This is a genomic window from Sutcliffiella halmapala (assembly GCF_002019665.1).
GTDB lineage: Bacteria > Bacillota > Bacilli > Bacillales > Bacillaceae_I > Sutcliffiella_A > Sutcliffiella_A halmapala.
This window is the reverse complement of sequence record NZ_KV917375.1, coordinates 4,476,564-4,488,955: the sequence shown is the minus strand read 5'-3', so window position 1 is coordinate 4,488,955 and position 12,392 is coordinate 4,476,564. Positions and strand designations below refer to the sequence as shown.

General features: G+C 38.3%; 9 protein-coding genes. All 9 read left to right on the top strand.

The features are described 5' to 3' along the window. Window position 1: 1 nt before the first annotated feature. The 9 genes from BK580_RS22095 (at window position 2) to BK580_RS22055 (ending at window position 12,379) form a co-directional block, all read left to right on the top strand. The gene (locus BK580_RS22095; RefSeq protein ID WP_139364951.1) at window positions 2–838 is read left to right on the top strand and encodes a hypothetical protein; all 837 of its coding nucleotides are present in this window, start codon (window positions 2–4) and stop codon (window positions 836–838) included. A gap of 13 nt (window positions 839–851) precedes the next feature. Beyond that, window positions 852–1,484 (top strand): nitrite reductase, encoded by a 633-nt coding sequence (locus BK580_RS22090; RefSeq protein ID WP_078382405.1) that lies wholly within the window; start codon window positions 852–854, stop codon window positions 1,482–1,484. Window positions 1,485–1,623: 139 nt separating this feature from the next. Continuing rightward, window positions 1,624–3,798, top strand: a complete 2,175-nt coding sequence (locus tag BK580_RS22085) for a beta-propeller domain-containing protein (protein WP_078382404.1) — start codon at window positions 1,624–1,626, stop codon at window positions 3,796–3,798. A 370-nt stretch (window positions 3,799–4,168) separates the two neighbouring features. Further along, entirely contained in the window at window positions 4,169–5,239 is a 1,071-nt protein-coding gene (locus BK580_RS22080; protein ID WP_078382403.1) for a D-alanine--D-alanine ligase, read from the top strand. Between the two features lie 95 nt (window positions 5,240–5,334). Continuing rightward, entirely contained in the window at window positions 5,335–6,699 is a 1,365-nt protein-coding gene (locus BK580_RS22075) for a UDP-N-acetylmuramoyl-tripeptide--D-alanyl-D-alanine ligase (RefSeq protein WP_078382402.1), read from the top strand. A gap of 791 nt (window positions 6,700–7,490) precedes the next feature. After that, window positions 7,491–8,996 carry a degradosome RNA helicase CshA gene (locus BK580_RS22070; RefSeq protein WP_328589081.1) on the top strand — a complete coding sequence of 502 codons (1,506 nt, stop codon included), beginning with the start codon at window positions 7,491–7,493 and terminating at the stop codon, window positions 8,994–8,996. 338 nt (window positions 8,997–9,334) lie between these two features. After that, window positions 9,335–10,300 carry a UV DNA damage repair endonuclease UvsE gene (gene uvsE, locus BK580_RS22065; protein ID WP_078382401.1) on the top strand — a complete coding sequence of 322 codons (966 nt, stop codon included), beginning with the start codon at window positions 9,335–9,337 and terminating at the stop codon, window positions 10,298–10,300. A gap of 134 nt (window positions 10,301–10,434) precedes the next feature. Then, complete coding sequence (locus BK580_RS22060) at window positions 10,435–10,914, top strand: PH domain-containing protein (protein ID WP_078382400.1); 480 nt, start codon at window positions 10,435–10,437, stop codon at window positions 10,912–10,914. After that, on the top strand, window positions 10,904–12,379 hold the full coding sequence (locus BK580_RS22055) for a PH domain-containing protein (protein WP_078382399.1): 1,476 nt from the start codon (window positions 10,904–10,906) through the stop codon (window positions 12,377–12,379). Before BK580_RS22060 ends, BK580_RS22055 begins: the two co-directional genes overlap by 11 nt. Window positions 12,380–12,392: the final 13 nt, after the last annotated feature.

Below are 12,392 nucleotides of genomic sequence, written 5' to 3'. Positions count from 1 at the left end.
TATGAAAAAATGGATATTTTCTGCTCTCCTATATTTGTTAATCGTTGTTGGAGCTTACACAGTTTATTCCTTTTTCATAGGGGATAATACAGCTGATCATGAGGAGCATCAATCTGAAACAGGAAATCATGCTCATGAAGAAGATGAGAAAAATAATGAGCATGGAAACCACGGAGAGCATGATGGTGAATCAGCTAGTGAAGTGACAACCAATGTAGAGTTAAAGGATGGAGTAATCACGGTTTCTTTAGAGGATAAACAAGGTAAACCGATGGATGAACTAGAGGTAAATCATGAGAAATTATTGCATTTGATCGTTATTAGTGAAGATTTGGAGAATTTCTACCATCTCCACCCAGAAAAGCAAGGACCAGGGGAATTCACGGTTCAAGCAGACTTGGAGGATGGAATGTACCAGGCATTTGTAGATATCAAGCCTAGTAATTTAGAATACATGGTTGAGCCAAAGCCTGTAATGATCGGTGGGCATGAAGAGCACGGTGGTGAGCATGTGCACCTCAAGCCTGAAACTAATTGGCAGAAAGAGATTGATGAATACCTAGTGACTTTAGACGTTGCAAGTTTTTCGATGAAAAAGAATGTTGTTCTATCATTTGAAATTGAGGGTGCGACACCAGAAAACTATCTCGGCGCACTAGGTCATGTCGTTATTGTGAATGAGGAATTAGACCAATTTATCCATGTTCATCCTGCAAGTGATGAGAAACCAGTATTTGAGGCGCATTTTAGCGAGCCTGGGATGTATAAGCTTTGGGCTGAATTTAAACTAGAGGGTAAGGTATATGCTTTTCCATATGTAATAGAAATAACCGAATAAAAGGGGTATGAAGATGGTAGGGGAGAAAACGATAAAGCTTGCGATTAATGGTGGTATCGGATTCGGTTCAAAACTAACCAGCAAGCAGTTACTCGTTCTTGCACAGTACATGAATGAAGAGGATGAACTGGAAGTTACCACCTTTCAACAACTATATATAGATATACCAGCGAGTAAATTAGAAGAAGCGAAGTTAGCTTTTGAACGAGTAGGGTTGGCGCACTATCCTGTAGGAAACTTTGTGAAAAGCTTACGTACCTGTAACTTTTGCAAGGGTGAACTAGAGGAAGGAATGCCAGTAGCCAAGGAAATAAACCGGCTTATCGCTGGCAAAGCAGTACCCTTCACATTAAGACCAGCCTATACGGGATGTCCTACTGCCTGTGGTGAGCCTTTAGTGAATGATATTGGTGTCATAAAGCGGCATAATGACCGCTATGATTTATATGTAGGTGGTAAGGCAAAAGGGTTGGATGCAAAAACGGGAGATTTATTTGCAAAAGAAGTTACGGAAGCTGAGTTATATATGATGATCGATTATTTAATTGATACGTATGCTTCTAATGGAAAAAAGCGTGAACAGTTTGGAAAGTTTGTCCATAGATACGGATTAGAAAAGTTAATAGCAGGAATAAAAGCTGTCTAATAATTGAAAGGAAAAATCCATGTTCTCTCGTGCTTATTAAGTGCGAAAACATGGTTTTTTCTCGTTATTGAAAATTATTGTTATGACTTGCAACTTTTTACAAATGCCCTCGTCTAACTGATTAAAAGGGGGATGACAGATGAAAAAGAGGGCAATTATTTTTGTGCTTTTGCTATCGAGTTTAGCTATCCTAATTGGAATAATTCAGTTCAATTATCACCCATTTGTCGTAAATAGCACAGTCGACTCGAGTAAAATGTATACAGTCTTATCGAATAAAAAGTGGGTACTATCATTTTCTGAAGAATTCAAAAAGGAAAGTGTCACCGAGGATACCATTTATGTAACAAACAAAGATGGGGAAAGAGTTGCAATTTCGCTTTCTTTCGCCGGAGATAACGTGCTAGTCATCCCTCCCGAGGAAGGCTACCCCCCTAATAAATCTCCATTTGAACTACATGTTGGCACTGCTATTGAATCGATTGATGGGAGAACCCTACAAAGTGGAGAGAAATTTAAATTCCATGCAAAAGAAGATTTACCTACTATCAGTTCAAAAAAAGAGCTTAATAAGTTGTTCAATGATAGATTAGTCAAAGTAGAGAATCAATTCGGACGAAGTGGGCGCTTTTCCAGTGAGGTAATGGAGGACTCTGATAATGCAGAGGCAGAGAGTTCTACAGTAGCAGATAGCTCAAGTGGTAGTAAAGAGAGTTCCAGTTTTTCCGAAACAAATGTGCAAGTGCAAGGTGTGGATGAAGCAGATATCGTAAAAAACGATGGAGAATATATTTTTCAAGCAATAGATCATAAGCTGAAAATAACAAAGGCTTTACCAGTAGATGAGATGGAAACTGTCGCGGAAATTAACTACAAAGATTTTGCCCCTTTTCAAATGTTTGTCGATGAAGATCAACTTGTATTAATCGGCCATTATTGGAAAGAAACATATGAACCCTATCAGGAGGGGCAAGACCGCTCCTTTATCATGCCTATGTACGATGCGACGAGAGTAATTGTGTATGATATTTCCGACCGTACTAATCCAGTTGTGGAAAAAACACTTACCTTAGAAGGGAGTTATGTGTCTAGTCGAAAAATAGAAGAACATGTTTATATTATTTCAAATCAATATCCAAACTATTGGCTGCTACAAGAGAATCCGGAAGTTGATCTTCGTCCAAGAATATTAGAGACTTTAGAAGATTCGGAGGAATCAGATGGAACTGAGAAGTCAATGAAACGTGTTGACTACTCTGACATTCGTTATTTTCCAGACTCATCAGAAGATAATTTCATGACAATTGCTTCTTTTGATTTAAAGAATCCCACTGATGATGCAACGATTTTTACCTATCTAGGAAGCGGACAACAAATCTACATGTCAAAAGAAAATCTATATGTTGCCGTTCCGAGTTACTCACATTCCAATGGACGTAATTGGTTTGCAAACGAAAATACCGACTTCTATAAATTTTCTGTAGATGGCCTTCATGTAGAGTATAGCGGTACAGGTTCCATCCCTGGATATTTGCTTAATCAATTTTCCATGGATGAGTATAATGGTTATTTCCGAGTGGCAGCTACAAAAGGTCAAGCTTGGGATGAACAATCTCCTTCTAGCAACAATCTTTTTATCATGGATGAGCAGTTAAATGTAGTAAGTAGTGTGGAGGGACTAGCACGTGGGGAACGAATTTATTCCGTGCGCTTTATGCAAGAGAAAGCCTATGTTGTTACTTTTAAAGAAGTAGACCCGCTCTTTGTGTTTGACCTAAGTAATCCTAACGATCCTAAGGTTCTTGGGGAGCTTAAGATACCTGGATTTAGTAGTTATCTTCATCCATATGATGAAAATCATCTTATCGGCTTCGGCCAGGATACTAAGGTAGAGAAAGACCAATTTGGAACAAGGGTTGTAACCAATGGAGTGAAAATTTCCTTATTCGATGTCAGTGACCCAACCAATCCGCTAGAGAAATTCACAGAAATAATTGGCGGTCAAGCAACTTACTCTCCACTAAATCATGATCACAAAGCGCTTTTATCTAATAAAGAAAAAGATATATTCGCTTTTCCTATCGTTGTCTATTCAGAAAAAGATAAACACGATTACCGCTTTGAATTTGAAGGTGCCCTTGTATACGGAATCGATCTAGATAAAGGTTTTACACTTCATACAAAAATGACTCACCAAAAGGAAAATACACCTTATGAGGATTGGGAGAATTCGATACAACGAGTCATTCAAATAAATGATCATTTATATGCAATTTCCCCAAAACAAATAACAGCAAGTAAAATCACATGGTAAGAAGAGAGCCCCCAAAGCTCTCTTTTTCTTCTTAATTTTATAAACATGCATCGTTAATACTTATTGTTGACTTTCAACTAGCGCGGAAAATCATCAGGGTATTCAAAGAGGTCATCTTATAAATTACGACTCATTTCCACAAATTTATTTCCCGGGTAAGCATTTTGTCGAATTAAAACGAGACAATTAAGTTTGTCTTTAACATGTAGGTGGAAAGGGACTCATATATTAGGAAAAGATTTTTTTCTAACGTACTTAAATAACTCAACCAGTTTCGAATTCTTATATGTAAGTGCTATAATAGAACAATTAAGGGATATATAATCTATCACTAAAAATATATTTGATGACTCACGTAAGGGGGAGCAAAATGAAAACGAAATTACACTTATTGTATGGTGGAAAATCAGCAGAACACCAAGTGTCATTACAAACTGCACTTGCGGTTACAAAAGCATTAGATACAGAAAAATTCGATGTTTATCCATTATACATAACCGAACAGGGCGAGTGGAGAAGTGGTGATTTACTATCCGGCCCAGCTGAAAATGTACAACAATTAAAATTAGAAGATGGTGGAACAACTATTGCACCATTAGCTTTACCTTCCGCTGAAAAAGGTTTACAACAGGAGACGGTGGTGTTTCCACTTTTACACGGGCCTAATGGAGAAGATGGAACGGTGCAGGGGATGTTAGAACTATTAAACCTACCGTACGTTGGGAATGGTGTATTGGCTTCCTCGGCTGGTATGGATAAAGTCATTATGAAAAATCTATTCGCTCAAGCAGGTCTTCCGCAGGTAGGGTATGTCCATTTCTTGCGTTCTGAATGGGAAAAAGCAGCTGATGCAACATACGTGAAAGTAGAAGAAGAGCTAGGGTTTCCTTGTTTCGTAAAGCCGGCTAACTTAGGATCAAGTGTCGGAATCAGCAAATGTAAAAACCGTGAAGAGTTAGCAACTGCTTTCCGTGAGGCATTTGCATATGACCGTAAAATAATTGTCGAGCAAGGACTAGAGGGCGCTCGAGAAATAGAAATCGGAGTACTTGGAAATGACAATCCGGAATGCTCGGTAGTTGGTGAAATTGCTCCTAAGAAAGAGTTCTACGATTACAAAGCCAAGTACGAAGATGGGGATACAGCAATGATTATCCCTGCAGAAGTTGAGGAAGGCATTTATGAGCAAGTAAGGGAAATGGCAATCACAGCTTTTAAAGCAATTGATAGCTCTGGATTAGTACGTGCTGACTTTTTCTTAACGAAAGAAGGAAAGCTTTACATCAATGAAGTAAATACTATGCCTGGCTTTACTCCATTTAGTATGTTTCCACTCTTATGGCAGCATACAGATGTATCTTATCCAGAATTAATAGAAAAGCTTGTAAAGTATGCTCAAGAAAGACATGCGGAAAAACAAAAAATCAAACACACATTTTAAGTATACAGGTAGGGGATGACATTTACTGTTTTAGAAATTAAAACGAGGGTGTCAGCCCCTTCTCTATGCCAGAGTGACGAGGAGAGTGAAGAAAGTTGATTAGAAGAACGCTGAAAGAAATTCAAGAAATGACAAAAGGCGAGGTGATATCGCCTGAGCATCATGCAATTATTGTTGAGGGTGTTGCAAAAGATACAAGAGAAGACATGAGTGGCAAGCTATATATTCCGATAATTGGAGAGAATTTTAACGGTCATCAATTTGTTAAACAAGCAATCATAGAAAAAGGCGCAGTCGCTTCTCTCTGGCAGAAGGATCAACCAGAACCACCAGCAGGAGTAAAGTTGATTTTTGTAGAAGACACGATAGTAGCACTGCAGCATTTAGCAGGAAGTTACCGCGATCAAATTGGTATGAAAGTAATTGGAATAACAGGTAGTAATGGAAAAACGACAACAAAAGATATGGTTACCTCTCTTTTGCAAACGACATTTAAAGTACATAAAACAGCAGGAAACTATAACAATCACATTGGTTTGCCGCTAACAATATTGTCTATGGAAGAAGACACTGAAGTAGCAGTACTGGAGATGGGAATGAGTGGACGAGGAGAAATAGAGTTATTATCTCAAATTGCGAAACCTGACGCAGCCATTATTACCAATATTGGTGAATCTCATATGCAAGAACTAGGTTCTAGAGAAGGGATAGCAGAGGCTAAACTAGAAATTGCAGCAGGAATTAAGCAAGGTGGGAAATTGATTATCAATGGTGATGAACCCCTTCTACGGAACAAACTAAGTAATATAATGTGTGACGTGATTACTTTTGGATTAAGTGACGAAAATGATTATGTTGCGAAAGATGTTTTATTAAAGGGAAATGGGACACATTTTATAATAGAAGAAACTGCTTACATGATTCCTGTTTTAGGTACGCATAACGTGACTAATGCCCTAGCAGCTATAGTGGTAGGAGATGTTTTTGGGGTAAATCAGGAAAATAGGAAAAAAGGGTTAGAAAAAGTAACCTTAACAGCCATGAGAAATGAAATAGTGGAAGCCAAAGGTGGATGGACCATTATTAATGATGCTTATAACGCAAGTCCTACATCGATGCGTGCAGCTATAGATTTGCTTGGTAGCTTAACTGGTTTTGAAAAGAAAATTGCTGTTCTAGGAGATATGTTGGAATTAGGTGATCAAGAGAAGTCTTATCACCAAGAAGTTGGGAAGTATATTCAAGAAAAGAATATTGATTATGTTTACACGTATGGAGATTTGGGGAATGAAATTGCTAAGGGAGCTATTGAGGCTTTAGGTCCACTTAAAGTAAAAGCGTATATGGATAAAAAGGAACTGATTAATGACTTGCTTGGTATCATTCAACCGAATGATGTCGTTGTTGTAAAAGGTTCACGTGGAATGAAACTAGAAGAGGTTGTACAAGGAATAGAGTAAAATGAGGAACATCGGTCCTTTTATCTGAAAATTTATAGGGCTATTCCAATTATTTGAAATCGAATCTGAAGATGTATAACTTCTTTAAAAACAACGGTGGAAATAAAGCATCAACATTTGGTATTGTGACTTTAAAAAGTTCCAATATAAAAGTTATATTCGGTAATAAACCATTGAATACAAACAGTGCCAAAAGAGAAAAATAGAAGTAAACAGAATGAAAAACCTGTTGCTGCACAACTTGACATTTTAAATCCATTTAAGTGAAAAATCTCAATGCAAACAAAATTTGCACCATGGATGATGAAAAGTGGACCATTAAGTATCCCCGTTCCCCCTGATGATTGTAGTGCAAGGTGCGAGACTCCTGCAGGAAATGCGAGCCGAGGGAGAAACCACAGGCGCCTTCGCCGAGGGGGCTCCCGGACCGACCGCGATCGCTGCCACCTGGCACGGAAAACAACAGGGTGTTTAAAGAGGCCATCGTATTTTCAGAATAGCCAAAATGCAAAAATGCTTGTGAAATGTAGAAAAGCAACGTATGCTTAATAAAAGAAAGAGATCGTCTCAGAACAAAAACGATTTATAAAATGCACGGTGTTCTTATGGAAAAAGAACAGTAACTGAAGAGGAATCTCCTATAAGTTGGCATTAACGTTTATTGCTATTTATTAGCTGAAGTGTTATGATAACAGTTAATGTGTTTAATAATGTCTACTTATAAGGATTAGGCTAGCGCTTTGACGTCTGCCTAATTTATTAATTTGTATAGATAAAGGAGTAGGAATAATTTGGCGTTTTTTAAAGATTTAGGTTTATCAGAAGAACTTATGCAATCAATCAACAGAATGGGGTTTGAAGAAGCTACCCCAATCCAATCGGAAACGATTCCTGTTGCATTAGAAGGAAAAGACGTAATCGGTCAAGCACAAACGGGAACAGGTAAAACTATTGCGTTTGGTTTACCATTACTTGAAAATGTGGATGTGAAAAACGATTCTATCCAAGGTATCGTAATCGCACCAACTCGTGAATTAGCTATTCAAGTTGCTGAGGAAATTTACAAAGCTTCTTACCATAAACGTGCACGTGTTTTATCTGTATTTGGTGGTCAAGACATCAGCAGACAAATCCGTTCATTGAAAAAGAACCCTCATATCGTAGTAGGAACTCCAGGTCGTTTATTAGACCACATCAATAGAAAAACACTTCGTCTTCAAGGAGTAAACACAGTGGTTCTTGATGAAGCAGATGAAATGCTGAACATGGGATTCATTGAAGATATCGAAAAAATCTTAGCAGAAACTCCAGCGAAAAAACAAACTTTACTTTTCTCAGCAACAATGCCAGCACCAATCCGTGCAATTGCAGAGCGTTTCATGAGCGAGCCGGTAAGTGTTAAAGTTAAGACTAAGGAAGTAACAGTTTCTAATATCCAACAATTCTATGTAGAAGTTCCTGAAAAGAAAAAATTCGATACATTAACTCGTCTTTTAGATATTCAATCTCCAGAGCTTGCGATTATTTTTGGTCGTACAAAGCGTCGTGTAGATGAATTATCTGATGCTCTAAATGTACGTGGATACTCTGCAGAAGGTATTCATGGAGATCTTTCTCAAGCGAAGCGTATGTCTGTTCTTCGTAAGTTTAAAGAAGGAGCTATTGAAGTTCTAGTAGCAACAGATGTTGCAGCTCGTGGGTTAGATATTTCTGGTGTAACACATGTTTATAACTTTGATATTCCTCAAGATCCTGAAAGCTATGTTCACCGTATTGGACGTACAGGTCGTGCAGGTAAAAGCGGTTTAGCGATTACTTTCGTTAGCCCTCGTGAAGTTAGCTACCTACACCATGTAGAAAAAGTTACAAAACGTAAAATGGATCGTATGAAAGCCCCTACGCTAGATGAAGCGTTAGAAGGCCAACAAAAAATGTCCATGGAAAAATTAACGCAAGCTGTAGAAGCTGAAAACCTTGGTTTCTACCGTAATGCAGCTGAACAATTATTAGAAGACCATGATGCAATAACACTTGTATCTGCAGCTTTAAAATTGTTCACAAAAGAGCCGGATGAAACACCAATCCGTTTAACAGACGAAGCGCCTCTTCACTCTAGAAGAGACCGTGGTGGAAACCGTGGTGGTGGCGGTGACCGCAATCGTTCTAAACAAGGTGGGCAAGGCAAAGGAAGCAACTGGTCGAAGCGTCCTAACAACAAATCTGGATCAGGTTCTGGATCTGGTTCTAATTCAAAACGTCAAGGCTTCCAGCGCTCTTCTCGTAAAGAACGCGTATAATTGACTATATAGATTGATAAAAAGCAAAGGAGATATCTCTTTTGCTTTTTTTTATTTTATTTTAGACTGCCCTGAACATAACCTTTGTTTATAAACTGAACGTGTAATTTACCTCAGAGTGAGAGTCTGTGGTCATGGATTTTGAAAGAAAGGAAAAGCAGGACCTCTAATTTAAGTAGCCCCAAGGTGTCCCAACCCCGTAACTCTGTTTCAGGCGCCCGCCTCTCCAATCAACGTAGTCCGTTTTTAAGAAAACCCAGAAATGAAGTTATATTAGAAGAGCTTCTTTTAAAAAGGGCATACTACTTCTAAATAAATGAGGAAGGGGACGAAACAAAATGACTCTTGTGAAGTTAGGGTATGTGGCAATGAGTATTCAATTAGCTAATGCTTCTCCATCTCAAACGATGACGCTTGCTCAATTTAATAAGATTAAAAATAGAGAAGCGGCCATTGATAAGTTAGAACGAATTGCAGTAACGAATTTGGAAAACTGCTTGCGTTTACTTCGCCATAATATTGCCAATGATATTCGTTTTTTTAGATTTAGTTCTAAGTTAATACCGCTTGCCGACCATGAGGAGTTAAAGGATTGGAAGTATATGCGACCACTAAAAGGTATTCTTCAAGAAATTGGAGCTTATATTAAAGAAAATCCTATGAGGGTGGACTTTCATCCGAATCATTTTGTATTGTTGAACTCAAAAGATAAAGATATTTTAAATCAATCCATCAAAACATTGAGTATGCATCGTTCTATTTTAATGGGGATGGGTATTCCTCAAAAGCATCGTTGTGTACTTCATATCGGTGGTGGATACGGAGATAAAGAATTAGCGTTAGAGCAATTTATTCATAACTATGCCCTTGTTCCTCAAGCTTTACAAGAGATGTTAATTTTAGAAAATGATGATACTACGTTTCATTTACAGGATGCCTTATATGTGTGCGAAAAGTTAAATGTGCCGTTAGTGTTTGATTATCATCACCACCTTGCTTATTTTAATAATGAAAAATGGGAAGAGGATTGGAGTAGAGTTGTGAATACCTGGGAGTATTCTCCCTTGCCGATTAAAATGCACATTTCAAGTCCGAGAGAGGGGAAGAATTTCCGTGCGCACGCTGATTATATTGATTCGAACATGTTTATAGATTTTTTATCGAAGGTTAAAGGTAGTGTGGCTGAAATTCATTGCATGATTGAAGCGAAGAAAAAGGATGGGGCGTTGTTTCGATTAATGAGCGATTTGCAGGCGGTGGGTGAAATAGAAATAGTGGATGGAGCTTCCTTTATTATTCATTAAATTTTTCCATATTCTCTCTATACATAGTATACTAATAAAAGCGCAAGCCTCTGGGTGAAGAGTTGCAGCTGAAATTATTATTGTGGACAAAATTACATATAAAGCGAATAGGGAGAATACTGGAGGGGAAAAGAATGAGGCCTGAGCCTAGACAACGGATTGATCGAAAAGCATTATCTGTATGGAGAATATCAGCTGGCTTAAATGCCCTTTTCTACTTAGCGATGTTAGGAGCATTTTGGTTTGTTCAAAGATTTTTTGACATACCATGGTGGGTCATTGCTCTTGCAATTTCATTGGTTGTAGTGATGATTATTATGTCTATTTTTATTGTACCTGCGATGCAGTGGAAGCGTTGGCGATTTGAAGTGCATGAGCATGAAATTGATATACAACGCGGAATATTTATTAAAAAACGTACACTTGTACCGATGGTTAGAGTACAACACGTCGATACGAAGCAAGGTCCTATTTTGCAACGGTATCATTTATCGACCGTTATCATTTCCACAGCTGCTACAGTTCATGAAATACCGGCATTGGATGCAGAGCAGGCGGATCAATTAAGGGATTACATTTCAAAATTAGCAAGGGTGTCCGAAGATGATGTATGAACGTACTAGATTACATCCAGCATCCATTGTGGTAACCGTTTTAAAACATTTGCGAGAGTTCTTTTTCCCATTAATCATTTTTGTCGTTGTTGGTTTTAGAGACGGTGGTATCTTTAGTTTTATTTTTTATGGTGCCTTATTGGTTCTTGTAACCGCTTTGATTGGATACAGCGTTGCAGTTTGGTATCGCTTTTACTATTGGATTGAAGAAGAGGAATTGCGGATAGAAAGTGGTGTTTTTGTAAAGAAACGACGTTTTATTCCGCAGGAGAGAATCCAAACTATCGATACATCTGAAGGTATTATTCAGCGGATATTTGGACTGGTTAAGGTTCAGGTTGAGACCGCTGGTGGAGGAACAGAGGCAGAAGCGGTGTTATCGGCTGTTACAAAAGATGAGGCGCAACGTCTAAGAAATGCCCTGCTGTATAAGGAAGCATCTGTTCTTTCTGAGGTAGAGCAAGACACGATGATAGATGAGCGCATTATTTCTAAAGAAAAAGATGAAGTGAGACCAACCTATACGATTTCTTGGAAGTATTTATTTGTCGTTGGGACAACCTCTGGTGGAATTGGAGTCGTATTATCCGCTGTAGTTGCGTTTGCTTCGCAATTTGACCAGTTTATTCCGTATGAGGATGTAGTAGATCGTTTCGGGCTTGTTCTACAAACAAGTGTATATTTTATAGCTTCCATTGTATTTCTGGTCCTTTTATTGTCTTGGCTTATTTCCATTGCGATGACAATGTTTAAGTATGGGAATTTTACTGTTGTTAAACAAGGAGACGAGTTGTTGATTTCCCGCGGCATTATTGAAAAGAGACAACTGACTATTCCGCTAGCGAGAATTCAAGCGATTCGCATCTCCCAAAATCTATTAAGACAGCCGTTTGGACTGGCTACTGTCTATGTGGAAATTGCTGGGGGTGCCGGTGGGAAAGAAGCGGATTTTGCGACTATTCTATTTCCGTTAGTGAAAATGAAGGAAATAAAAAGGTTGATGAAAGAATTTACACCTGCATATAGCATGCAACAATTGACTCATGTATTGCCAAAACGATCCTTGATTCGCTATATGTTAAGGCTAGTGGTGCCTGCTATCTTAGTGTCGTCAACAGTGACATACCTTTTTCAACCGTATGGATCTTTTTCCTTTATTCTAGTGGGGATTGCTATAGCTTTAGCATATGGGCAATTTAAAGCTGGTGGTTGGGATATTACTGGATCACAATTGCAATTATCCTATCGGTTCGTAAACAAAAATATCGTGATGATTCATAAAAAGCGAGTGCAGTCTTTTGAATGGAAGGAATCTAGATTTCAACGTCGGCAGGCTTTGCAAACCATCAATGCTGCAATAAAATCGAGTATATCTTCCAAGAATTTCCGGGTTGCGGATGTCGAGAGGCAAGATGGGCATGAAATCTTTAATTGGTACACGCATCAAAAAAGTAAGATCAACTAATTTCAGTTAGAAG

Bases quoted from the DNA above. Each gene is read 5' to 3' on its own strand.
- uvsE (WP_078382401.1), top strand. From the start codon at position 9,335: ATGACTCTTGTGAAGTTAGGGTATGTGGCAATGAGTATTCAATTAGCT.
- BK580_RS22080 (WP_078382403.1), top strand. From the start codon at position 4,169: ATGAAAACGAAATTACACTTATTGTATGGTGGAAAATCAGCAGAACAC.
- BK580_RS22095 (WP_139364951.1), top strand. From the start codon at position 2: ATGAAAAAATGGATATTTTCTGCTCTCCTATATTTGTTAATCGTTGTT.
- BK580_RS22055 (WP_078382399.1), top strand. From the start codon at position 10,904: ATGATGTATGAACGTACTAGATTACATCCAGCATCCATTGTGGTAACC.
- BK580_RS22060 (WP_078382400.1), top strand. From the start codon at position 10,435: ATGAGGCCTGAGCCTAGACAACGGATTGATCGAAAAGCATTATCTGTA.
- BK580_RS22090 (WP_078382405.1), top strand. From the start codon at position 852: ATGGTAGGGGAGAAAACGATAAAGCTTGCGATTAATGGTGGTATCGGA.
- BK580_RS22085 (WP_078382404.1), top strand. From the start codon at position 1,624: ATGAAAAAGAGGGCAATTATTTTTGTGCTTTTGCTATCGAGTTTAGCT.